29 protein-coding genes are annotated in these 19808 nt (G+C 67.6%); 4 read left to right on the forward strand and 25 right to left on the reverse strand.

Annotated elements, in window-relative coordinates; translation table 11 throughout:
* Position 1: 1 nt before the first annotated feature.
* The 5 genes from MNOD_RS16750 to MNOD_RS16770 form a co-directional block, all read right to left on the reverse strand.
* On the reverse strand, positions 2–343 hold the full coding sequence (locus MNOD_RS16750) for a hypothetical protein (protein WP_015930119.1): 342 nt from the start codon (positions 341–343) through the stop codon (positions 2–4).
* A gap of 58 nt (positions 344–401) precedes the next feature.
* Entirely contained in the window at positions 402–1355 is a 954-nt protein-coding gene (locus MNOD_RS16755; RefSeq protein WP_015930120.1) for a DUF2184 domain-containing protein, read from the reverse strand.
* A gap of 60 nt (positions 1356–1415) precedes the next feature.
* Positions 1416–1859 (reverse strand): structural cement protein Gp24, encoded by a 444-nt coding sequence (locus MNOD_RS16760; protein ID WP_015930121.1) that lies wholly within the window; start codon positions 1857–1859, stop codon positions 1416–1418.
* Positions 1860–1912: 53 nt separating this feature from the next.
* Positions 1913–3133 (reverse strand): DUF2213 domain-containing protein, encoded by a 1221-nt coding sequence (locus MNOD_RS16765; protein WP_015930122.1) that lies wholly within the window; start codon positions 3131–3133, stop codon positions 1913–1915.
* Between the two features lie 141 nt (positions 3134–3274).
* Positions 3275–3637 (reverse strand): PBECR3 domain-containing polyvalent protein, encoded by a 363-nt coding sequence (locus MNOD_RS16770; RefSeq protein WP_210161793.1) that lies wholly within the window; start codon positions 3635–3637, stop codon positions 3275–3277.
* 124 nt (positions 3638–3761) lie between these two features.
* Here MNOD_RS16770 and MNOD_RS43470 point away from each other — a divergent pair.
* Positions 3762–4723, forward strand: a protein-coding gene (locus tag MNOD_RS43470; RefSeq protein ID WP_076611772.1) for an IS630-like element ISMno11 family transposase whose coding sequence is annotated in 2 segments (ribosomal slippage) — positions 3762–4101 and positions 4101–4723 — 963 coding nt in all. Because the reading frame shifts where the segments join, the coding sequence is not laid out codon by codon here.
* On the opposite strand, the gene MNOD_RS42375 is transcribed toward MNOD_RS43470, so the two are convergent.
* The 11 genes from MNOD_RS42375 to MNOD_RS16830 all read right to left on the reverse strand — a co-directional run bounded on the left by MNOD_RS42375 (position 4680) and on the right by MNOD_RS16830 (position 13570).
* Positions 4680–6704, reverse strand: coding sequence for a phage portal protein (locus tag MNOD_RS42375; protein ID WP_015930123.1), 2025 nt, complete (start codon positions 6702–6704; stop codon positions 4680–4682). The two genes, MNOD_RS43470 and MNOD_RS42375, sit on opposite strands and share 44 nt — an antisense overlap.
* A complete protein-coding gene (gene terL / locus MNOD_RS16790) occupies positions 6704–8176 on the reverse strand; it encodes a phage terminase large subunit (protein WP_015930124.1) in 1473 nt (490 codons plus the stop codon). Before terL ends, MNOD_RS42375 begins: the two co-directional genes overlap by 1 nt.
* Entirely contained in the window at positions 8133–8513 is a 381-nt protein-coding gene (locus MNOD_RS16795; protein WP_015930125.1) for a hypothetical protein, read from the reverse strand. The genes terL and MNOD_RS16795 overlap by 44 nt, the downstream gene beginning before the upstream one ends.
* A 153-nt stretch (positions 8514–8666) precedes the next feature.
* Positions 8667–9203 carry a transcription termination/antitermination NusG family protein gene (locus MNOD_RS16800; RefSeq protein WP_015930126.1) on the reverse strand — a complete coding sequence of 179 codons (537 nt, stop codon included), beginning with the start codon at positions 9201–9203 and terminating at the stop codon, positions 8667–8669.
* Positions 9204–9308: 105 nt separating this feature from the next.
* The gene (locus tag MNOD_RS16805; RefSeq protein ID WP_015930127.1) at positions 9309–9743 is read right to left on the reverse strand and encodes a Ros/MucR family transcriptional regulator; all 435 of its coding nucleotides are present in this window, start codon (positions 9741–9743) and stop codon (positions 9309–9311) included.
* Positions 9744–10110: 367 nt separating this feature from the next.
* Positions 10111–10680, reverse strand: a complete 570-nt coding sequence (locus MNOD_RS46730) for a hypothetical protein (protein WP_015930128.1) — start codon at positions 10678–10680, stop codon at positions 10111–10113.
* Positions 10677–11198, reverse strand: coding sequence for an endonuclease domain-containing protein (locus MNOD_RS16810; protein ID WP_015930129.1), 522 nt, complete (start codon positions 11196–11198; stop codon positions 10677–10679). Before MNOD_RS16810 ends, MNOD_RS46730 begins: the two co-directional genes overlap by 4 nt.
* Positions 11199–11201: 3 nt before the next feature.
* Positions 11202–12641: a replicative DNA helicase gene (locus MNOD_RS16815; protein ID WP_015930130.1), complete on the reverse strand. Its 1440-nt coding sequence runs from the start codon at positions 12639–12641 to the stop codon at positions 11202–11204.
* Positions 12638–12826, reverse strand: a complete 189-nt coding sequence (locus MNOD_RS16820; RefSeq protein ID WP_015930131.1) for a hypothetical protein — start codon at positions 12824–12826, stop codon at positions 12638–12640. The genes MNOD_RS16815 and MNOD_RS16820 overlap by 4 nt, the downstream gene beginning before the upstream one ends.
* Positions 12819–13160 carry a hypothetical protein gene (locus MNOD_RS16825; RefSeq protein ID WP_015930132.1) on the reverse strand — a complete coding sequence of 114 codons (342 nt, stop codon included), beginning with the start codon at positions 13158–13160 and terminating at the stop codon, positions 12819–12821. The genes MNOD_RS16820 and MNOD_RS16825 overlap by 8 nt, the downstream gene beginning before the upstream one ends.
* A gap of 2 nt (positions 13161–13162) precedes the next feature.
* Positions 13163–13570, reverse strand: coding sequence for a hypothetical protein (locus MNOD_RS16830; protein WP_050783353.1), 408 nt, complete (start codon positions 13568–13570; stop codon positions 13163–13165).
* Here MNOD_RS16830 and MNOD_RS16835 point away from each other — a divergent pair.
* Complete coding sequence (locus MNOD_RS16835; protein ID WP_015927380.1) at positions 13569–14426, forward strand: IS5-like element ISMno12 family transposase; 858 nt, start codon at positions 13569–13571, stop codon at positions 14424–14426. The two genes, MNOD_RS16830 and MNOD_RS16835, sit on opposite strands and share 2 nt — an antisense overlap.
* Here MNOD_RS16835 and MNOD_RS46735 read toward each other — a convergent pair.
* The 8 genes from MNOD_RS46735 to MNOD_RS16870 all read right to left on the reverse strand — a co-directional run bounded on the left by MNOD_RS46735 (position 14357) and on the right by MNOD_RS16870 (position 18346).
* Positions 14357–14767 (reverse strand): hypothetical protein, encoded by a 411-nt coding sequence (locus MNOD_RS46735; protein WP_015930133.1) that lies wholly within the window; start codon positions 14765–14767, stop codon positions 14357–14359. The two genes, MNOD_RS16835 and MNOD_RS46735, sit on opposite strands and share 70 nt — an antisense overlap.
* Positions 14764–15408: an HNH endonuclease signature motif containing protein gene (locus MNOD_RS41525; protein ID WP_015930134.1), complete on the reverse strand. Its 645-nt coding sequence runs from the start codon at positions 15406–15408 to the stop codon at positions 14764–14766. Before MNOD_RS41525 ends, MNOD_RS46735 begins: the two co-directional genes overlap by 4 nt.
* Entirely contained in the window at positions 15405–15923 is a 519-nt protein-coding gene (locus MNOD_RS16850) for a RuvC family protein (RefSeq protein ID WP_015930135.1), read from the reverse strand. Before MNOD_RS16850 ends, MNOD_RS41525 begins: the two co-directional genes overlap by 4 nt.
* Before the next feature lie 3 nt (positions 15924–15926).
* Positions 15927–16349 (reverse strand): hypothetical protein, encoded by a 423-nt coding sequence (locus MNOD_RS16855; RefSeq protein ID WP_015930136.1) that lies wholly within the window; start codon positions 16347–16349, stop codon positions 15927–15929.
* 107 nt (positions 16350–16456) lie between these two features.
* On the reverse strand, positions 16457–16882 hold the full coding sequence (locus MNOD_RS16860; protein ID WP_043748875.1) for a hypothetical protein: 426 nt from the start codon (positions 16880–16882) through the stop codon (positions 16457–16459).
* 576 nt (positions 16883–17458) lie between these two features.
* On the reverse strand, positions 17459–17938 hold the full coding sequence (locus MNOD_RS16865; RefSeq protein WP_015930138.1) for a hypothetical protein: 480 nt from the start codon (positions 17936–17938) through the stop codon (positions 17459–17461).
* Positions 17935–18093, reverse strand: a complete 159-nt coding sequence (locus MNOD_RS46740) for a hypothetical protein (protein ID WP_015930139.1) — start codon at positions 18091–18093, stop codon at positions 17935–17937. The genes MNOD_RS16865 and MNOD_RS46740 overlap by 4 nt, the downstream gene beginning before the upstream one ends.
* Positions 18080–18346, reverse strand: coding sequence for a hypothetical protein (locus MNOD_RS16870; RefSeq protein WP_015930140.1), 267 nt, complete (start codon positions 18344–18346; stop codon positions 18080–18082). Before MNOD_RS16870 ends, MNOD_RS46740 begins: the two co-directional genes overlap by 14 nt.
* Before the next feature lie 93 nt (positions 18347–18439).
* On the opposite strand from MNOD_RS16870, the gene MNOD_RS46745 reads away from it, so the two are divergent.
* Positions 18440–18763, forward strand: coding sequence for a hypothetical protein (locus MNOD_RS46745; RefSeq protein ID WP_157091486.1), 324 nt, complete (start codon positions 18440–18442; stop codon positions 18761–18763).
* 45 nt (positions 18764–18808) lie between these two features.
* On the opposite strand, the gene MNOD_RS16875 is transcribed toward MNOD_RS46745, so the two are convergent.
* On the reverse strand, positions 18809–19048 hold the full coding sequence (locus MNOD_RS16875; RefSeq protein ID WP_015930141.1) for a helix-turn-helix domain-containing protein: 240 nt from the start codon (positions 19046–19048) through the stop codon (positions 18809–18811).
* Positions 19049–19130: 82 nt separating this feature from the next.
* Between MNOD_RS16875 and MNOD_RS41530 the strand changes: the two genes are divergently transcribed.
* Positions 19131–19793, forward strand: coding sequence for a LexA family transcriptional regulator (locus tag MNOD_RS41530; protein WP_015930142.1), 663 nt, complete (start codon positions 19131–19133; stop codon positions 19791–19793).
* Positions 19794–19808 lie beyond the last annotated feature (15 nt).

Genomic DNA, 19808 nt, shown 5'->3' on the forward strand with positions numbered 1-19808 from the left:
ATCAGCCCTGCGCCGCCTTCGCCCGCTCGGCCTCGGTCAGGAGGCGTCGGCGGCCCCAATTCCCGACCTGAACGCCGCGCTCGGTGAGGTAGGCGCGCAGCTCGTCGTCAGTGAGCTGATCGAGCTCGGCGTCCTCCGAGCCGGCGGCCTCGTCGCTCTCGACCACCTCGCCCAGGACGATCTCGCCCTTCTCGACCCAGACCTTCAGGATCGGATCGTCGGGGTTATGCAGCTGGACGTCGGCGGTCTCGCCTCTCCGGAGGGTGCGCTGAACGGGTTTGCCCCGCTCGCCCTTCTCCCAGACGATGCGCGGGCCCAGGGCCCGGTTCGTGATCTCTACCATTGCGGGTCCTCTCGGATGGTCCTCGGATCGCACTCAGGGGCCTGGGGCGCCTTGCGGCTCAGATCCCGTCGAGGTAGCGGAAAGCGCCGGGGCGCCGGATGTCGACGCCGCCCAGGCGGAAGGCGCCGGGCACGTCGAAGCGGAAGGGCCCGGTCTGCCACGCCGGGAAGAACCGGAAGGGCATGGGCATCCAGAGCTTCACGACCTCCGGGTCGCGCAGGTACGCGACCATTCGGGCGGTCCCGCCGGCGCCCGCCGTCTCCAGGCCGCGCACGCCGAACACGTTGAGCGGCTGGCCGGTCTCGATGGTGTAGACGTTCTTCCGCTGGATCCAGTCCAGCAGAGTCATCTGGTTGTACTGGTCGATGCGCCGCAGGCTCAGCGCGATCATCTGCTCGTAGGGCAGCAGCGCCGTGTCCGCCAGCTCGACGGTGTTGGAGCCGGTGAAGATGCCGGTCAGCAGCCCGTTGACGTCGGCCAGCACAAGCTCCGGATCCTTATCGGCCCAGCGCGTGCTGCCGCCCGCGCCCGTGGGAGCCGCCGAACCCTGGGTGACGGCCGGGCTGTTGACGAGGCCGCTGTAGCCCTTGGCCGGGTCACCGAACAGGGCAACCCGGTCGATGAACTCCTCGGAGGCACGCCGCGCGGCCGCGGCCTTGTCCGCCGAGAGGCTCATGTTCATCAGCTGCGCCTTGCCGAGCTCCTCGAGGTCGTAGCCGTAGCCGATGCCGGCCATCGAGACCGTGGTCTCGAACTGGCTGCGGAGCACGTCGGCCCGCGGCACGTCGTTGGCCTGGCCGGTGATCCACTTGGCGGCCCCGACCTGATCCAGCGAGAAGTAGGTGACCGAGGGGATCCACTCGGGGGCGTTGGTGTCCACCGGGACAAGCCGCGGGTAGCGGATCTCGGGGTACCGCGTCCGATACACCTGGGGCTCGATGAACGTCTGCTGGCTGACCAGGAAGGCCAGAGCACGGCGCATGTCGGCATCAGTGAAGAACTGGCCTCGCATGGTCAGTCTCTCCTTGCGATTGACTTCGATTGTGGGTGGGGAGATCCGGCTCGCGTCGGATCAGGGGAGGTTGAGCTTCAGCTTGACGAGCGCGCCGCTCGCGCCGCTGCTGTCGAACACGGCCCGCAGCGCCGTGTTGTCCGTGGCGGTGACCGTGAAGGCGCCAGCAGCGGTCAGGTAGGCGGGGGCGCCGGCCGTGACGGGTCCGGAGGCCTTCACCCAGACGGTGCCGCGCTCCATCACCGACACCGTGTCGCCCTTCGGGTGCAGGTCGCCCGTGGCGTTCGCCAGCGGGAAGTGATCGGCGACCGTGACACCGCGGAACACCGAGCCGGTGGCGGCGATGCCGTTGGCATCGGCGCCCTGGAAGGCCGGCTTGCCGAAGCCGATCCCACCGGCCGACTCGATGACGCGGGAGATGATCCCGCCCGGCTCCATGGAGGCGATCATGCCCTCGAAGGCCGGGGCCATCTCGCCGGGATACGTGGTCTGAACCGCAGGCATTTACTGCGCTCCTCTTGGGGATGATCTGGACATGGCCGAGGAATGGCCTTGGATTACTGCGCCGCCTGACCGGGCCGCTCCTTGTAGGCGTTGGTGAGATAGTCGACGTTCGCTGCGTAAGCGTCCGCGAGGACGTTCTGACCGCCGGCCGGCTTGATGCCGTCCGCGATGGTGCGGGCGAGGGGATCGGCCGGCTTGTGGTCCTTGGCGATCGCCAGGAAGGCGCCCTCGACCGCGCCGTCCGTGAGATCCTTGGCGCTGTCGCCGAGGCGGGCGGACACGACCTCGCGGCGGATCTGGGCGTCGGTCTTGCCGGCATCCGTGAAGGTCGCGCCGATCACGCTCTTGGCCACGTCGATGACGCTGGCACGCGCCGCCACCGCGGCCGCCAGCTTATCGGGCGTAAGGGCCGCATCCTCGACCTGCTTCTTGAGGACCGCGATCTCGCCGTCCTTGGCCTCGATGGTCTTGCGCGCCTCGGCGAGCTCGCCATCCTTCGCCTCGATCGCCCGGGCGTGGGTCGAATTCGCCTCGTTCAGCTGCGTGGTGAGCGACACGTTGTCCGTCGTCAGCTGGCCGATCTGCTTCTGCAGGCCGGACACCGCGACCACCGCAGCGTCGCTCATCTCGACGGTGTGGCCGTCGATTGTCAGGGTCTTCATGGGGATGGCATCCCTCTGCTGTTGCTGGTCGGAGAGCACCCGCATGGTCTTCACGTCGGCGGGGTGCTGATCGCCGATGCGGCAGTCGGGGCCGGCCCGCCCGCGATCCACGATCGCGACGTGATCGACCACGATGTTGGTCTGGCGGGCGTCGTAGGGCCGCCCATCCGGGGTGGTGCCGGGGGTGAAGTCGAGGTCGCAGGTGTAGCCGACCGACAGCTCTCGCTTGCCGTTCTTGACGGCCTCGATGGCGCCCTGGTCCGCGATGAGCATCGGGATCCGGACGAACTCGCCGTCGCGCAGCACCTCCTCGCCGACGTGCCCTCGCGCCACGCTCCGCCAGGTGGCCGGGGTGACGGGGGAGGACGGGTGATCGAGGGTGACCGGCTTGTGGCCGAAGGTGCGCAGGGAATCGGCCCGGAATACCTCGTCGGCGTCTCGGTAGATCCGGACGATCGGCATCTCGGGCTTGCCCACCTCGGCGCCCTGGTAGAGCTGCACGTTGCCCCCCTGGGCGGCCTTGGCCTGGACGACGAGCGAGCCGTTGCGCATCTCGCGTGCGTTCGCGATCTCGGCGGCCTCGCCGAGCGACAGGTGATCGAAGAACTGCATGGGGATCCTGCCTGAAGGCCCGCCGGCGGATGGCGTTGTTGAAGCGCGGACGCTGCGGCGCTATATTTGGGTCAGTCGCGAGCCGTTTTGGACGTAAAGCTCGGGGGGATCTTCGGATCAGGCATCGAGCATCGCGACACCTCACCTCTTCCACATCGACACCATCTCGATCCGTCGTTTCGCACGCTGAACCTCCCCGATGTAGGTATAGGTTCGCCCGCGGATCGACTTCTCAATGATGATTCGCGGCTGGCCATTCGCTGGGTTCGGGTCACCCGGCAAGAGTCTGTCCGGCTGCCGAACGATCTCGCGAGCGAGTGCGAAATCCAGCTGTGTGATGGCGACTTGGCCGCGCGCTGCCTCAGCTTTTGCATTGCCATGCTTCTTCAGCGTGTGGCTAATACCATCCTGTGAGATCGAGTGCCGGAAGCCTCGAACGTCGATGTTAGTCAATCTGCCGATTTCGCCCGACCGCGACACCCGACCCAACGAGGCGCGCAGCACGCCGGAACGTGGCTGGCCAACAGCCTCGAGGAGTTGGGCTAGAGCGGGGTCCGAGCGGGTTGAAACCGTGGTGATGGCAACGCGTTGGCCGGTCCCCGGGGGGGCGGCTCAACGGAGGTGGCCCATGCCCTCAGCTTTGTCTGTCGACCTGCGCCAGCGCGTCGTCTCGGCCGTTGCAGAAGGCGCCTCCTGCCATCAGGCCGCCGCGCGCTTCGGGGTCAGCGTGGCCAGCGTCAGCCGCTGGTCCAGGCAGCAGGAGGGCCAGGGAGATGTCACGCCCAAGCCCATGGGCGGCGACCAGCGCTCGCAGCGCATCGAGGCTCATGCCGAGCTCATCCTGCAGACCTACCAAGCCCACCCGCAGAGCTTCCTGCATGAGCTCTGCGAGACGCTCCAGGAGCAAGGCGTTCCGGTCAGCCGCAGTAGCCTGTCGCGCTTCTTCGCCCGGCACCGCATCACGCGGAAAAAAGGGCGACGTACGCAGCTGAGCAGGAGCGGGAGGATGTAAAGGCGGCTCGTGAGGCGTGGTTTGCCGGCCAGCTTGAGCTGGATCCGGAGCGACTGGTGTTCCTGGATGAGACCGCCGCCACCACCAGCATGGTCCGCCGCTACGGCTGGGCCCCGCGCGGCGAGCGTTGCCGCCTCGCGGCACCCGCAGGGCACTGGAAAACCACCACTGTGATTGCCGGGCTGCGCACGAGCGGGCCTGACGCGATCGCTCTGCTGGACGGCCCTGTGACGGGCGAACGCTTCCGCGCCTACGTGACCGACACCCTGGTCCCCACCCTGAGACCCGGCGACACCGTGATCCTGGACAATCTGGGCGCTCACAAGGTGGCCGGCGTGCGCGAGGCGATCGCGGCAACCGGGGCCCGGCTGCTTTATCTTCCTCCGTACTCACCTGAGTTCAACCCGATTGAGCAGGCCTTCGCCAAGCTGAAAGCGCTGTTGCGCAGGGCGGCGGCCCGCAGTGTCAGTGAACTCTGGGCGGCGATCCACCAAGCCTTCAAATGCTTCTCGCCGGCTGAGTGCCGCAACTACTTCACAGCTGCTGGATACGAGGATGATGCTTACGCTTCAACCTGATCGGGAGCGGCTCTAGGCCAGAGGTCCACCGCCCGCGCGCGTCACGCCGCTGGTTCGGGTTGTACGCGTCCCGAAAAGGGAGGGTGGCGTTCGGCCCACCTCCCAGGCTGTCCTCGGCGAGCCTTGCCCGCCAGTTCTCGGTGATCGGCTCGAAGATCTCCGGCCCGAACACGAGCGGCCCGTTGTAGGGCTGGACCTGATCCAGATCGACGCCGTCGGCCGAGAGCGCGAAGCTGACGTGCGGCTGGTAGTCCGGGTGGTCCCACGCCGCGCCGGCGTCCCGGATCTCCTGCCAGCGCCAGCGCAACTCGCTGGATGAGAACAGCAGAACGACGACATCGCCGAAGCGCTCGACGAGGCGCGGCCCGCCAGCCTCGACCTTGAGCTCGGCGCCCTGCCAGGTCGGGCCGACCGCCATCCAGTCCACGGGCTGGCGGCTGTAGGCGATGGTCACGTGGAGCTCACCGGCCGGATAGAGATCGGTGAAGCCCTGGCTCTTCGCCCAGGCGAGGAGATCGGCGCCATTGAGCAGCTTGCGGCTGACGTAGAGCGTGCGGGGCGCGGCATCGGCAACCTGCTGGCCGCCGGCCACTCGGCCGCGGAGCGGGACCACGTTGCCGGTGCCGGTGAAGCCCTCGGCCGGCTGGCCGTCCGGCCCGAACTGGTCGGCGTCGAGCTCGCCCTCGGTCAGCGGCGCGTCGCCGTGCTCCTCATAGGCTGCGTCGATACCCGGGAAGAGGCCGCTGTCGACCGCGGCGCCCTTGGTGCCTTGCGCGAGGATTTCCAGAGGCGCGAGCTTAGCCTTGGCGAGGACCGCCACCGCGTCCGCCACCGTCTTGAAGGCGTCGGCCTTCTCCTTCTGGGTCGGCTGGTAGAGCGGGTTCCACTCGTACCAAACCTCGGGCGGACGGGCGCCGAGCGCGTGGCGGATCAGCAGCTCGTCGAGGCGGCGGATCGCCGGGGTGAGCTCCACCTTCTGCCGGGCCGCCACGTGGTCGTAGTAGTTGCGGGTGTCGCTGTCCCCAGTGGCGTTGAGACCGGACGGCGACTGGCCGAGCAGGCGTGTCGCCGGGATGTCGGCCGCGCCGGCCGCGATGAGCAGGAACAGCCGCACCACGTCGGGCAGGCCAGCAAAGCTGATCTGCTTCTGCTCGAACACCTCGCCGTCGGGGCTCTTCCCATCGCCCTCCAGCAGGAGCATGCCGAACATGCTCTTCATCCGGGCGGCGTAGGCGAAGCGGTCGGTGAGCCGCCGGGTGCCCTCCTCGGTCGAGAGATGCTGCGACAGGCCCGGGACGCTGATGACGTCCTGCTTGGCCTCGGGCAGCATGGCGTTGACGTAGGCGGCCGAAGACGTGGCCTGGTCCACGGCCTCGAACACGGCCTGCAGCACGCTGTCGCCCCAGCCCCGCTCGGTCGCGCTCTGCACGCTCTCCAGAATGGGCGCGCCGATGAGACGGACCACGCGGGAGGGGTGGATCGCCTGCTGGCCGCGCGTCGCGCTGACGAGCTGCCAGGACACGGGCTCCCCGAACCAGGGCGAGGCCGGATCCCGGTCCGGCTCGCCGGGCGTGATCTCCTCCCGGCCGAGCACGTGGAGGTAGCGGATGCTGCCCTTGCCCAGGCGCTCCGGCACCAATGGCTGCGCCGGATCCGACGCTCCATCACCGATGAGGAGCGCTGCGCCGCCGTCGCGCCGGGCCATCCGCAGGCCGTCGAGCAGCTTCTGCCGGACGCCGAGCGCGGTTTCCGCTGCCTCGATCGCCTCGACCTGCGCATCCTCCGCCTTCCAGGCGCGCCACTCGCGCAGCATGTCGAAGGCGACCACGTCCACGACCTTGCGGGCGATCCAGTTGCCCCGATAGGCCGCCTGGATCTCGGGCAGGGGCCGCGGGACGAAGACGTGGACGTTGCCGACCGTCTTGTCCTTGGCCGTGCCGAGGCCGGAGATCAGGTTGAAGAGGTTGTCGACGAGCCACATCAGCCGGTCACCGCCAGCATGCCGTAGGCCGGTTTCGCGACCTCGCCGAAGGCGCGCGACAGCGCATCGACCTGGTCCTTGAAGGCGCCGTTCGGGAAGGACGCGACCTCATCGAGGAAGGCGTCGTTCCAGGCCCCCTCGACAAGCACGATGTTGCCCGCCTCGGCCTGGGCGGAGACCGGCTCGGCCCGGGTGACCTTGTCCCCGCTCTCAGGCGTGGCCCGCACGACGAAGCCCTCGAGCTGGCGGATCAGATACTGCGCCTGGGCCTTGCCGGCCTGCCCAGGATCCTGGGGGAGCGAGATGCGGCAGTCGCGGCCGTCCTGCTGGGCCGTGTTGACGATCATGCGCTCCACCCCGCCGGGCGACAGCCGATCCCGGCGCACGTCCGCGATGTAGAGCCGCTTGTCCGGGCCGCGCCCGAGCTTCAGGCCGGCGGTGTAGGCGGGCTGGCTGCCCTGCTTGGCCTCGCTGGCGGCGAGGTCCCAGGCCCGCACCCAGACGCAGCCCGCCGGCGCGGCGCGCACGACGGAGAACCAGGAGCGCTTGAACAGGCCGCCCTCGCGCGGGGCCGGGCGCTGCTGGTACTGCCCCGCGTAGGCGTAGGAGCCGGCATCGCGCTTCAGCGCCTCGACGGTGGCGCGCGGGAATCGCACCGGGTCGAGGAGCTCGCCGTCCTGCGTCCGCGGGTCGACGAAGAAGGGCGTCCGGCACCGCCGCTCCGGCTCGAACTCCATCGGCAGGCAGAGGTGGGTGTAGCCCATGCCGAGCTTCAGGATCGTGCCCGAGATGTCGTCCTCGTGCAGGCGCTGCATCACCACCACGATCGCCGATCGCTCCTGGTCGTTGAGGCGGTTGATCGCGCCCTCGCGGAACTTGCGGGTGGTCCGGTTGCGCTCGGCCGCGCTCTCGGCGGTCTCCGTGCTATGGGGATCGTCAATCAGCAATCTGTCCCCACGCTGCGAGGTGAGCGATCCGAACGGCACGCCCTCGCGGGTCCCCGTCGAGCTGTTCGCGAAACTCGTCTCGCCGGCGCGGCTCAACACGACCTCGGGCCACAGGCGGCGGTACCAGGGCGACAGGACGAGGTCGCGCATCTTGCGGGTGTCGCGCGTCACCGGCCCGTCGTTGAAGGCGGTGGCGAGGTAGCGCAGGGAGCGCCGCCCCTTCGGGCCCCACTCCCAGGCCGGCCAGATCACCGAGACGACGAGGCTTTTCGACGAGCCGGGCGGCACGTTGATCAGGAGCCGGTTCAGCCGCCCGGCCGTGATCGCCTCGAGGTGGACGCAGAACGCGTCAAGGTGCCAGTTCCAGATCAGCGGGGCGTTGGGCTCCAGAACGTGCCAGGCCTCGCGCACGAACCCGGCGAGGGATTGGCAGCGGGCCCGGATGACCTCGGCGTCGCGGTCGAGGGCTTGCCGTTGGGCCTCAGCCGTCCGCCGGGCCCTCTCCTCCCTCACCATCCTCAGCATCACCGCCGGCGGTGCCGGCAAGCGGACCGAGGAGAGCTTCGAGCGCGTCAAGCTGCTCATTCGTGGCCCTGGTCAGGTCGGCGGTGAGGATTGGCCCGTTGTTCGGTCCAGTGTGGGCCACCGCCTGAAGGCGAGGGTGCATGTAGGGGGCAGCATCCTTGGCGAGCGCCGCGGCCTGATCCCAGCGCCGAGCCTTCGCGTGGCGGCGCATGGCGGTCAGCATCACTTCGAGGGGCGATATGCCCTCGGCCGATGCGCGGGCGACGATCTCCTGCGACCGCCGCGTGATGGAGCCCTTCTTACGCCCGGCACCGGCGCGCCTACCGCCGTGCGCCATCTTGAAATGCCTTGATTGTTTTCAAGCGGACGCAGAATCCGCCCTTCGCGGTGGTCGGCACATCCGCCACCTGGGCCGGCAGGCACACCCTCTGAGGAGCGCAGCTCACAATCCGGTCATCCGCGCGCATGGATTCAGAACGCTGTCCCAGAGTCAAGCGGCATCCAGCTGATCGGGTGTGAATTCTACGGGCGTGATCCGCCCGAAGATCCGCACACCAGCCTTGATGATTCCGTTCGACAGCACCTCCTCGACCTCGGCGAAGAAGCTCATGAACGGGCCGTTGATGATCCTCCGCATCTCGCCGACCTGGATCTTCGCGGCTTCGGTGCGGCGCCTACCCTCCTCGGTCTCGTCGCGGTTATGACCTGCCAGCCGATCGGCGAGGACCTGCAGTGCATCAGCCGGGAATGGCAGCGGCCTGTCGACGCCGAGCACGTCCAACACATGGTCGCAGTCGAACAGCACCGAGGTGCCCCGCCGCCGCATCGTCTCCTCGTCAAGGCCGGCGAAGACGTAGCTCGCGAAGACCTTCTCGAAGTCATCGACCTTGCGCCCCCGCCGGACGGTCGTGACGCGGAAGAGCGGCAGCCAGGTATCGGCGCCCTCGCGCGCCAGGAGCTCCACGACGCGGCGCTCCCGCGCCGGGCCGGTCTGGACGACGAACCAGGTCTTGGCTTGGTCGATCATGCGACGTTCCTCCGTCCTGCGGCGCTTCCGGTTCCCACGCTTGCGGCTCATCTCGCGCCCCGATGGCTGGATCAGGCCGGCACCGCAGCGCCGGCCGATAGGGCCTCAGGCGGCGATCTTCGGAAGGCCGGTTCGGGCGCCATGCCGGCCCAACCCCGAGGCCTTAGCGAGTTCCGATCGATGCGCCGCGTAGTTCGCCGCGACCATCGGGTAGTCGACTGGCAGGCCCCACTTGGCCCGATACTGCTCGGGCGTGAGGCCGCGACCGGCGAGGTGGCGCTCCAGGGTCCGGTACGGCTTGCCGTCCTCCAGCGAGATGATCGCGTCGGGCGTGACGGTCTTGCGGATCGGCACGGGCGGGACGAGGGCGGGCGCCTCGGGCTCGGCCGGTCGGCTCAGCGCCTCGAGCGCGCCATGCACCGAGGCGATGAGGCCGGGCAGCTCTGCAGGGGGAACGGCGGTGTGGGCGACGTAGGCGCCGACGATGCGGGCGGTCAGGCCGGCGTGGTGGTCGGGCGTGGTGGTGGGCGTGTCGGACATGGTCGGTCTCCGGTGTGGGGCGGCTCGGCCGCCCGGGTTGGCCCGCGGTGGGGCGGGATTCGGGGTCAGTGCAGGCTCTGCGGCAGGAGGTTGGGTGGTACGCGGCAGCCGGGCGCGCCAGGTGGTGGGCCAAGAGCGGATTCCGGCCAGCGCGTCGGATCCTCCTGCCAGTTCGCAATGGCCTTCTCAACACTACTTCGCGGCCAGACAAATCCGCCCCCGAAGTCTATTCGTGGCTCTCCATTCGGATCTTCGGTCCGATGTAGCGTTTTGCCGCTCGTTCGCGCTTCGGATAGTCGTTTATCGAAGTAACTCAAGGACCCGACGTCTGGCTTGCGGGCCAGCACTTCACGAACGACGGCAACGATCAACTCGGGCTCGTAACCCTGAGCCAGCCACACCGCGACGCGGTTGGTGTCTGGCACAAGGCGCTGGGGGGCCAGTTCCTTGAACGCCTCAGCCACCCTCTTCCGGGTCTCGCGCGCGCAGCCAGCGCTAGCTGGCTTCTGGCTTCTGGCTTCTGGGTGTTAAGGCCCCCCTTATCCGGGGGGTTATCCCGGTCCGGAATTCCCTTTTGTTTTCTGAGGTTTGGGTTACCTCCCTTTTTGCCGTTTTCGCGCGAGATTTTCGCGCTCTTGGCCTCGCGGACCATGCGGCGGCTGTAGATCCTGCCGTGCCTGTCGCGGGTGAAGACGCCGTTCCGTGCTAGCTCGTCGAGAAGGATTTCCACCTCAGAGGCGTCACCGCCGGTCAGTCGGGCGATGTCTGATGCGATGAGGGGTCGGCCGTTCAAGACGACGTAGCCGGTCGGGTCGGCCGTCGCCGCAATGCAGAGCAGATCCATCCAGAGCCCGCGGGCGGCGTACGAAGACGCGCGCACGCCGGGGTCGGACAGCCAATCGCTCCAGTACCACTTGCCATAGACGGTGCCGGTCATGTGGTCGGCACCTCCGTCATGCGGGCAAGGCACCAATCGAGCGCCTCACACGCGCACCGCACCGGATCCCGGTAGACCTCCGAGCCGGTGAAGCGCATCACCACACAGCCGCGCGCCTGCAGCGCACGGTCGCGGGATCGATCTCGAGCGGCTTGCTCCTTGGTCCGCTCATGAAACTCATGGCCGTCGCACTCGACGACGACCCGGAACACAGCGCCGTCCTCGATGCGCTGAACCGACAGGAGGAAGTCGGCCGGCCAGTCGAGTACCCGCACCTGCCGGCCGAGCAGCAAGTAACCGCGATGATTGAAGTCTGCGGCGTCAGGCACCCGGTCGCAGCCACCAAGGCCGAGCTGCTCATATTTCGGAACGTGCGCGCACAGGCCGAGGATTGCCGCCAGGAACAGCCGCTCAATCGGGCTGTCTATTGAACGAGCAGATCCGTCGAACGAGGAGCGGATTTCCGCCTCGACCATCTCGGCGATCTGGGTGGCGAGCTTGTCGATGCCGAACGCCATCGCTCACCACCGCTGCACATCGCGCACGGCCGAGCGCGCGACGCTGCACCAGAGCTCGACATTGCCGGTCGGCCCGAGGCGGTTCTTGCCCAGACCAAGATGCAGCACATGCTCCTGCTGTGCGGCCCGGTCGACAATCACGGGGTCACCGTCCCTGAAGCCCGGGGAATTCACGGTGTAGTAGTGCGGGCGGTAGAGCAGTCCGACCACGTCGGCGTGCTCCTCGATGTTCCCGGAATCGCGCAGGTCGGACATCAGCGGGCGCTTGTCCTCGCGCCCCTCCACACCGCGGTTCAACTGCGCCAACAGCACGACGCACACGCCGAGCTTCTTTGCCATCTCCTTGCAGGCGAGCGCGATCTCGCCGACCTCGTCTACCTTCTGCCCGCGGTAGCGATCGCTCGGACACACGAGGCCGAGGTAGTCGATCACGACGACGCCGAGCGGCGTGCCCGCCTTCCGGAAGTGGTCCTGGACAGCTTTCGCCCGCGCCGCGATCTGGGCGATGGTCAGCCCGGATTCGGCATCGAGGTGGAGCGGCAGGCGCTCCAGGGTGAGTGCCGCGGTCTGGATGCGCTCAACGTCGCCGTCGGTGAGTTCCTGACCCGCGAGGATGTCGCGATAGGCCAGCGGGTACTGCGACCGAGCGAGCATATCGGCGATGCATCGCGCGCCCAGCTCCTCATCATCGATTTCGAGACTGAAGAAAGCCGCGCCAGCCCCGCTCTTGGCGCTTCGACGCGCGATCCCGAGGCCGAGGATCGTCTTCCCCATGCCGGGCCTGCCGGCGAGAACGATCAACCGGCCCGCTCGCAGTCCGCCGCCAATGGCGCGATCGATGTCCTTGAAGCCGCTCGTCGGCACCGGGGAGGACGTCCCGCTGCGCGCGGCCGCGATCGCTGCCAGCAGTGTGTCCGTGATCTGCTGCAAGCCCTTCCGCGGCGCCGTGAGGCGCGACACGTCAAGCCGGATCTCTTGCAGCTTGGCCTCGACCTCGTCGATGATCTCGTCGGAGGTCACCTCCACGCCGCCGAACCGGGCGCGCTCCTCCATCCGTCGAGCGGCCTTGATGAGGTCGCGGCGGGTGGCGAGCGAGCGGATGATCTGGGCGTAGCCGGGTGCCCCAGACACGGTGGACGCCTCGGCCGAGAGGCGGGCGAGGTACTGGCTCACCGTCATGCCGCCGAGATCGGCGTCGCCCAGGTAGGGTTTCAGCGTCAGCGCATTGGCATTGAGGCCGGCGCTCACCATGGCCGCGACCTGCTGGAAGATCGTGGCGTGCTCCGGCACGAAGAAGTGCTCGGGGCCAACGAGTACCGAGACGAGCGCCAGCGCGTCGTTGTTGACCAGGATTGCGCCAAGCAGGGCCTGCTCGGTCTCCACACTGTGCGGGAGCGTCTCGTCGAGCGCAGGCGCTGCGAAGGGGACGATGCGGCCACTCATCGCCGCCCCCGCTCGTTCTCAAGCTCGCGGCTCACCGCCATCCACGCGTCGAAGGCCTCGACAGCGACGCGCATGTCGACGAGCCGCCCTGAGGACTGAGCGCGCTGCAGAGAGGCGCGAAAGGCGTCGTACGCCTCGCGCTCACGGGCGTCCGGCCGCGGGCAGAGATGGATAACCTCACCCATGGCGGCGCTCCGCCGTCTGGCGAGCAGCCTCGGCTGCCGCCTCGAGCTCCTCGATGCGGCCGTGGATCATCCGGCGCACCTCGCGCTCTCCGCCGGGCAGGAAGGCCGCGAGTTTCGCCAGATCCGCAACAAGGTGCGCGGCGTCCTCAAGCGCGTCCGGAATGTCGATCCACGCCCAGTGGTCCGGCAGCTTGAAGGTCGGGTTGTCGGCGAAGCGGCCGAGATAGGACCAATACCCGAGCGGGTGGCGCAGGATGGCGAAGGCCATGCACTCGGCCATGCGCGCGAGCGGCACGGGCCGGGTCGGATGCTTCGGGTTGTAGGGCTCGGCCATGGTCAGGCCTCCGCCAAAGCGAGCAGCGGGGCATCCGCCTGAACGCCGTAGCGGCGGGCATCGTCCGGGCGCGTGCAGCGGGCTCGGGTCCCGGGCGGGATCCAGGTGAACTCCGCGCGTGGCGAGCGATTGCGGAGAAGCCACACGCACCACGCATACGAGGTCGCCGTCGTGGCAGACGGATCCCATCGGCCTTTCGTCATGGCCACGCGCTCGCAGAATTGCGCCACGATGGTCGGCGGGCGCTCGGCGAACAGGCGGCGGTGGCGCTCGCCACCTTCCAGCCAGGACGTCCTGACCAAGACGGCGACCCCGCGCGTGGCAATCGCCAGCCCCCTCTCCACGAAATCGACCGCCTTAGAGTCCGTTGGGAAAGGGTGGCCAAGAGAAAATGCGGGATGATAGAGCATGTCTGCTCGTCTCGAATGGATGAATGGCCCCTCCTTGGTCTGGACCGCTGCAAATCGGCCGCGCTATGATCGTCGCAGCCAGAGATACCCGAGTGATATGACGAACGACGAGTGGCTCACCCTGGAGCCACTGCTTCCTGTCGCGGAGGGGATCGGGCGGCCCCGGACCTATCCTATTCGGGACATCATGAACGGCATCCGCTACGTGCAGCGGTACGGCATTCCCTGGGATGCCATGCCAAAGGATCTGCCGCCCGCCAGTCTCTGCTACGATTACTGGCGGTTGCTCACCGATGGCGGCCACATGGACCGGATCAACCATCATCTCGTGATGAGGGATCGTGAGAAGTCCGGGAAAGAAGCCAGTCCAACGCTGGCGATTGTGGATGCCCAGGCGGTGAAGTGTGACGCCCCGCAAGGCGAGCGCGGGTACGATGCGGCGAAACAAGTGCTGGGGCGCAAGCGGCATCTGGCGGTCGACAGCGACGGACGCCTGCTTGCGGTGATGATCACTCCGGCCAACGTTCAGGATCAAGAGGGCGGGATCCCGCTCGTCAAGCGCTTGGTTCGTCTCTGTCCCTGGATCAAGACAATCGTGGTGGACGGTGGGTACAAGGCCCGTTTCATTGAGGCGGTTCAGGCTGGCACGAGCCGTGTCGTGGAAGTGGTCGTACGGCCGCAATTTGGGAAGGGCTTTGTGCTTCTGCCGAAACGATGGCGGATTGAGCAAAGCATCGGCGCTCTCACGGTGTCGCGCCGTCTCAAGCTGGATTACGATACGCTGCTTCACATCTCGGCGGCGGCTATGCTTTTCGCCTCTATAACTCGGCTTCTCGCGTCAATCACTATGAAATGACCCTTTCCCAACGGACTCTTAGAGAAGGGCGGGTTCGTCACCACGAAGGCTGGCCGCAGCGCGCTCTCGCCCTCCTGAAGGAAGTCATGGACGCGGAAGCCGCGCCCATAATCGAAGATGTCGCTCGCCTCGACGTGCTGGAAATACTCGCCCAGCGGCCCGACCATGTGGCCCTGTCCGCAGGCGGGCTCCCATGCGTGGAGCGCGTAAAGCGGGATCTCGCGAGCCCGCAGCAGCTCGCAGAGCGCGCGAGTAGACCAGGGAGGCGTCGGGAAAAACTCTAAGCTGTCAGGCGGCTCGCGCCGGCTCGCCATCACCGCTCGGTGGTCGCGCGTCTTCATGCGGCCCTCAGCGGTCGGGCGCCGAGGGGACCGGCCAGGAAGCGGCCGGCGTGCCGAGGAGCACGGCCGCAATATGCCTGCTGTGCCTCCGCCGCGCCGAGGAGCAGCGATTCCGGCACGTCGACATGCGCCCACGCTGTTCGCGCAAGCACCTTGTTCACCGAATTGCGGTTCATACCGAAGAGGTCAGCAATCTCCTCTCCCGTAAGGCCGCGTCGGCGAAGCACGAAGATGGCGATAACCTCATGCTCGTCGACGAGCCTCGCCGATCTGTGTTTCTCGCCGAGGAGATCGCGGCCGTGCAGTCTCCGGTCGGCGGCGTTCTCCTTCGCCGTTCCCCATGCGAGATTTTCCGGGACATTGTTCAGCGGATCGCCATTGAGATGGCGCGGGATCGCGCCCACAAACGGCGATGGGCCGTGGAACGCCTCGCAGATGAGTCGATGAAAACCGACCGCGAGCCTCTTACCCTTGGGCTGCCCGAAGGTGGTCTGCAGGTAGCGATATCCATTGCTGAACACCGTTCCCTTGATCTGGAGCGGCTTGCCATCCGCACAGGCCGAGCTGACGCGCCGGAGGTTGCCGAGGGAGGATGCCTCATAGATCGGCAGCGAGGGGACGAGGCGCCATTCCTCCTTCATGCGACACCTGCCCGGGCAAGACCACCGACGGCAAATCGAGAGGCAAAGCGCGGCGCTTCCTGATGAACCGAGAAGGCCCAAAGCCCGAGCGCGTCAGCTTCATCCGAGGTCTTCGGCGCCCAGCCGAACCGGCGAGCGGCTGCGATCATGGCCTCCTTGTCTGCGCGCCCTGACCCCGCGAAGAACTTCTTCACGCTCTGAAGGTGCGCCTCCTTGCAGCGCACCTCCCGCACCCTGCACACGAACTCGGTGTGCCAAGCCAATCCGGTGAGCTTGCGCGCAGTGGCGAGCGTGGTCTGGCCGGCGAGGATCGGTGCCTCGAACACGATCAGCGCCGGGTTTTCCAGCGTGATCATGTCGAGCAGCCACGTGTTGAAGGCGTCTGCGAAGCGCCCGATGTCCTCGCCTGTCGAGGGCAGGACCTTCGTCCCGTAGGTCGGTTCCGACCCGGGCGCGCCGCAGGCCCAGCCGCAGCGCGTGGCGAGGTCGAGAGTGAGGATCTTGCGCAGGGCCATGGCTCAGTGCACCGCCTCGGCCGAGCCGCCCCGCTTCCGACCGGAGCCAGTGGGCTTGATGCCCTCCTTGATCGCCTCGGCGTTCGCCTTCGCGGTTGCGGCGCCCTCGTCCGCCGGCTCCTCCGCCCCGGTCTCACCGGTCTCGTCGTCTTCGAACATGTCGAGCTGGGCGTTGAACCCGAGCTTGTTGCAATAGTCGCGGAACGAGCGGATGAAATCGGCGCGCTTGTCCGGCTCCATGCGATTGCATTGCAGGGCCAGCTTGAAGGCTTTGCGGTTGATACCGTGCGTCTCCTCGGCATCCTTGATCAGCGCTCCGAGTTCGCCGCGGGACTCGTCCATGTCGGACTTCAGCCCGTCGCACCGGCTGATCAGGGTCTTCAGCACCTCATGATGCACGCCGGTCTTGCCACCGGCCTTGCTCATCCTCTCCGCCACGACGTCGCTCCACGGTTGGGCGGCGCCGGGCCGCCAGGGTTATTCAGGAATCGGAGGTCTCATCGGCCCAGCCGGCAGGGGAGCGCTCGACGCGCTCAGCCACGGCTCACCGCCTCCGGCGATCGAACCGCTCCAGCCGGCGCTCTCGCTGCCAGAGGCGCGGGAACCAGTCGCGCGAGGGCCTCCCGGACCCGCTCCAGATCCGCTTCCACCTCCGCAACCGCACGCAGATCGACGTCCAGGCCGGCGAGATGAGCGACCTCAAGCTCATGGGTGAGCGCCTTCAACTCGTGCTGCAGGTCGGCGATGACGCGGGCGCGGAGGCGCCGGAACAGCCAGGACCGGACGCCCTTGGTCCGGCCCTCGCTGACGTTGCGGATCATCCCGGCGGTGGTGGCGCCGCCGACTTCGCGGGCCACCTGTTCTCGGACCTCGTCGATGGGGCGCCCGAGACGTGCTGCGGTCTGGCGTTCAAGGCGACGCGTCCACGCCTGCGCGAGGCTGTCGTCGTCGATCTCCATGGCGATCGAGAGGGCGGCTACCACTTTTTGGCGCTCCGACTTCCTGAACATGGGGGCTCGTCCGTGCTTCTTCTTGGGCGAAGAGACGGGGGCCACACATGAGGAGGGTTGAGACCAAACGCAGATACGCAGGCGCGACCGGCTTTGCTTGCCGGCTTGTGACGGTCGCGCAGAAGAGGAGCGCCCGCGCCAGGGTCGTGATCTGGAAGGGAGTACAAGGCGCGGGCGCACATGCCGCCGAACGCGGCACGTCGGAATTGCGGCCCCAAAAAGCCCCCCTCTCCGCACGGGGAGAGGGGGTCAGACAGGGAGGAATCGCCCACGAGGGGCCTCGGGGCGCGGGCTGGGTGGCCGGCGCGAACGGAATGGGTGCGCCCAGCCAGCGACAGGTCTCGAAGCCGGCTGGGCGCTTGGCGGTCTCTCCCGCCCGTCACGTCGGTAGGGCGACGTTCACCGCGGCTGCTACTCGCACCTCCTTGAGGAGGGTTCCCCCGACGTTTCCCGGCGTCTGCGCCACCCTCGAAGCGCCCCCCCGTCTCGTATGCCCGAGCGGGCATGTTGGTTGAGGACGCCATGTCAGCGCCCTCTCTGTGCGGCGATCGCCGCCACGGCCTCGACCGGGCCGACGCCGAACACCATCGCGATGTCGTCGAGGGTCAGCCCGGCGGCGTGGGCCGCAGCGATCCGGCGGGCATCGGCCGGCATCGGACCGGCAATGCGGACGCGAGCGCGCAGAGCGTGAATGGCACGCGCGAGGCATGCCGCAATTCTCTCGGGCTTGCCCTGGTTCGCGGCTCGCAGGGCGGCCAGTTGATCGTGAGCCTGCTCCGTCCGGATGCGCGTCCAGCTCGAATTCGCGTTGCCCAGCACCGACGCCTCGGACCGCGTCCGCAGACGGACGCCGCATCGGCGACGCAGCGCGCGAGCGACGCGGCCTTTGCTAACCTGATGAAGGGCGGCGACCTGACCCACGGTGGCGCCGGCTTCATAGGCCGCCGCGAAGGCGTCCGAGAGCGGATCCACCTGAAGCGGACGAAGCCGTGCGGGGCCCGTCATGACCCGCGCTCCAGCAGGATGATGCCCGAGCCGTTTGGCGCGACGGGGACGGCCCGGGCGGGCCGGAGCGCCGCGGCGCCCGCGACCGCGCCGGCGAGCAGCGCCAGCAGCGCGAGATGGGCAGCGAGGATCGCCGGGAGATCAGTCGCGCGCATCGCCGGCCTCCTCGAACATGGGGCGGTCGCCGTCGGCAGAGAGGCCACGGACGAGGCGCAGGCCGGTCGGGGCGGGGACGGCGCAGCAGCCGTCCCCGTCGAGGAATCGGTCGCACCAGTCCCGGAGCTGCGCGACCTCGCTGCGAGCGAGCTGCCAGTCGGCGTAGGGGCCGGCGGAGGGGACCTGCACCCGGGCGCGGTTGCCGATGGTGGCGTAGCGGAAGGGGCCGATCTGCTGCGGGGCGGCACGCATCAGGCGCCTCCCACAGCAAATGCAGACGCCGGGCGGCGGAACAGGTCGGAACGCCGCCCGGCACTGCTACCATCGGAGGCGCCAACCGAACCGATGGAAGATGAGATGACCGATAAAGACGCAAGGGCAGAAATCGCTGCACTCAATCTCGTGTTGGCAATGATCTTCCGGATAGCATGCGATAGAGACCAGCGACGAATGGTCATCGCGTTGCTCCGTGATGCTGAGGATGATTTGATGCAAACGGGCGGTTATGACATTGGTTGTGCGGTGGGCCATCTTCGGCGCCGTCTGTCATTCGAGACAGCATTCGACCAATTGTCTGATCTAAAGCGCGAGATTCGCGAGCGCGCTGCTCAATCTCCACCTGCTCCGCGGTCAGGCGATCATCAGCCAAACGAAGATGATGAGCGCTGATCCGCGCATCGATGCGCCGGTCCAGCCAGGAGAGGAGGAGGCGGATCACGGCGCCGCCTCCGCCATGGTGGGGATGGGGAGAGACGGGACGGTAGGCGCGTCCGACAGAAAGTCGTTGGGGGTAACTTGACCGTCCGTAGCGCGCGAGATCCGCTCCAATACGTCCCACTCAGGCCGGCGCTCGCCGGACTTGTAGCGCCAGAGCGTCTGACGCGTGACGCCGATCCGCGCAGCGAAGTCGGAGTCCTTGATCTCTCGATCGGCAAGGTAGGCGGCGAGCTTCATGCCTCAAGTATGTCACCATCCTGGATACGAAGCAAGAGCTCGTCACCATCTCGGTGCGTGGTGCTGTTGCCGGAAAGGCGACATGGTCGGCTCTATGAAGGGGAAGTACCCAAATGGGCTCGCTGCAGCCCTGCAGGCGTCCGGCGTAAGCGCTAGCGAGCTGGCGCGTCGGCTGGGCACGTCGCGGCAGAACGTCCATCGTTGGGCAGACGGCAGCCGAGAATTGCTCCCTCCTGTCGCTCAACTAATCGCCTCGAAATTGGGCGTTTCGGCATCAGCATTGTTGCTGATGGAAGAAGCTGGTCCGAGCTATATCAGGGTGGCCGGTCTTGTCGGGGCGGGCGGTCATATCAACAACGACGTCACTCAAGTGCATCAAAACGAAGCTGTGCGCGTCCGGATCAACATTCCGCTACCTGACGGTCTCTCGGCCTACGAAGTCTGGGGTGATAGCATGCTGCCGAGGTACGATCCGGGAGATCTGATCATTGTAACTGATCAGCCGGTGCCTGTGTCGCGGGTGGTCGGGGACGTGGCCCTAGTGAAGACGGCCGACGGGAACCGGTATTTGAAGCGCGTCCTGCGTGGCAGCGAGCCCGATCTCTACACTCTGGAGAGCTACAACGCCTCTCCGATGGAGGATGTGGAGATAGCCGAGGCCACCATGATCTATCTCATCCTCCCGCGAAGGCAGGTGACGATCGTGCACGATGATGCTCCGGCGCCGAAGCAGGCACCACAGTAGCTGAAGCGCATCATT

The organism is Methylobacterium nodulans ORS 2060 (assembly GCF_000022085.1).
Taxonomy (GTDB): Bacteria; Pseudomonadota; Alphaproteobacteria; order Rhizobiales; family Beijerinckiaceae; genus Methylobacterium; species Methylobacterium nodulans.

Coding starts and splice junctions, on each gene's coding strand:
- MNOD_RS16810 (WP_015930129.1), bottom strand. CDS start 11,198: ATGGCGTTCGGCATCGACAAGCTCGCCACCCAGATCGCCGAGATGGTC.
- MNOD_RS16800 (WP_015930126.1), bottom strand. CDS start 9,203: ATGATCGACCAAGCCAAGACCTGGTTCGTCGTCCAGACCGGCCCGGCG.
- terL (WP_015930124.1), bottom strand. CDS start 8,176: ATGCTGAGGATGGTGAGGGAGGAGAGGGCCCGGCGGACGGCTGAGGCC.
- MNOD_RS42375 (WP_015930123.1), bottom strand. CDS start 6,704: ATGTGGCTCGTCGACAACCTCTTCAACCTGATCTCCGGCCTCGGCACG.
- MNOD_RS16875 (WP_015930141.1), bottom strand. CDS start 19,048: ATGAAGCTCGCCGCCTACCTTGCCGATCGAGAGATCAAGGACTCCGAC.
- MNOD_RS41525 (WP_015930134.1), bottom strand. CDS start 15,408: ATGAAGGAGGAATGGCGCCTCGTCCCCTCGCTGCCGATCTATGAGGCA.
- MNOD_RS16820 (WP_015930131.1), bottom strand. CDS start 12,826: ATGGGTGAGGTTATCCATCTCTGCCCGCGGCCGGACGCCCGTGAGCGC.
- MNOD_RS16825 (WP_015930132.1), bottom strand. CDS start 13,160: ATGGCCGAGCCCTACAACCCGAAGCATCCGACCCGGCCCGTGCCGCTC.
- MNOD_RS16830 (WP_050783353.1), bottom strand. CDS start 13,570: ATGCTCTATCATCCCGCATTTTCTCTTGGCCACCCTTTCCCAACGGAC.
- MNOD_RS16815 (WP_015930130.1), bottom strand. CDS start 12,641: ATGAGTGGCCGCATCGTCCCCTTCGCAGCGCCTGCGCTCGACGAGACG.
- MNOD_RS16765 (WP_015930122.1), bottom strand. CDS start 3,133: ATGCAGTTCTTCGATCACCTGTCGCTCGGCGAGGCCGCCGAGATCGCG.
- MNOD_RS16795 (WP_015930125.1), bottom strand. CDS start 8,513: ATGGCGCACGGCGGTAGGCGCGCCGGTGCCGGGCGTAAGAAGGGCTCC.
- MNOD_RS46735 (WP_015930133.1), bottom strand. CDS start 14,767: ATGAAGACGCGCGACCACCGAGCGGTGATGGCGAGCCGGCGCGAGCCG.
- MNOD_RS46730 (WP_015930128.1), bottom strand. CDS start 10,680: ATGACCGGCACCGTCTATGGCAAGTGGTACTGGAGCGATTGGCTGTCC.
- MNOD_RS46740 (WP_015930139.1), bottom strand. CDS start 18,093: ATGCGCGCGACTGATCTCCCGGCGATCCTCGCTGCCCATCTCGCGCTG.
- MNOD_RS16755 (WP_015930120.1), bottom strand. CDS start 1,355: ATGCGAGGCCAGTTCTTCACTGATGCCGACATGCGCCGTGCTCTGGCC.
- MNOD_RS16850 (WP_015930135.1), bottom strand. CDS start 15,923: ATGGCCCTGCGCAAGATCCTCACTCTCGACCTCGCCACGCGCTGCGGC.
- MNOD_RS16865 (WP_015930138.1), bottom strand. CDS start 17,938: ATGACGGGCCCCGCACGGCTTCGTCCGCTTCAGGTGGATCCGCTCTCG.
- MNOD_RS16805 (WP_015930127.1), bottom strand. CDS start 9,743: ATGTCCGACACGCCCACCACCACGCCCGACCACCACGCCGGCCTGACC.
- MNOD_RS16855 (WP_015930136.1), bottom strand. CDS start 16,349: ATGAGCAAGGCCGGTGGCAAGACCGGCGTGCATCATGAGGTGCTGAAG.
- MNOD_RS16870 (WP_015930140.1), bottom strand. CDS start 18,346: ATGCGTGCCGCCCCGCAGCAGATCGGCCCCTTCCGCTACGCCACCATC.
- MNOD_RS16760 (WP_015930121.1), bottom strand. CDS start 1,859: ATGCCTGCGGTTCAGACCACGTATCCCGGCGAGATGGCCCCGGCCTTC.
- MNOD_RS41530 (WP_015930142.1), top strand. CDS start 19,131: ATGGTCGGCTCTATGAAGGGGAAGTACCCAAATGGGCTCGCTGCAGCC.
- MNOD_RS16835 (WP_015927380.1), top strand. CDS start 13,569: ATGTCTGCTCGTCTCGAATGGATGAATGGCCCCTCCTTGGTCTGGACC.
- MNOD_RS46745 (WP_157091486.1), top strand. CDS start 18,440: ATGGAAGATGAGATGACCGATAAAGACGCAAGGGCAGAAATCGCTGCA.
- MNOD_RS16750 (WP_015930119.1), bottom strand. CDS start 343: ATGGTAGAGATCACGAACCGGGCCCTGGGCCCGCGCATCGTCTGGGAG.
- MNOD_RS16860 (WP_043748875.1), bottom strand. CDS start 16,882: ATGGAGATCGACGACGACAGCCTCGCGCAGGCGTGGACGCGTCGCCTT.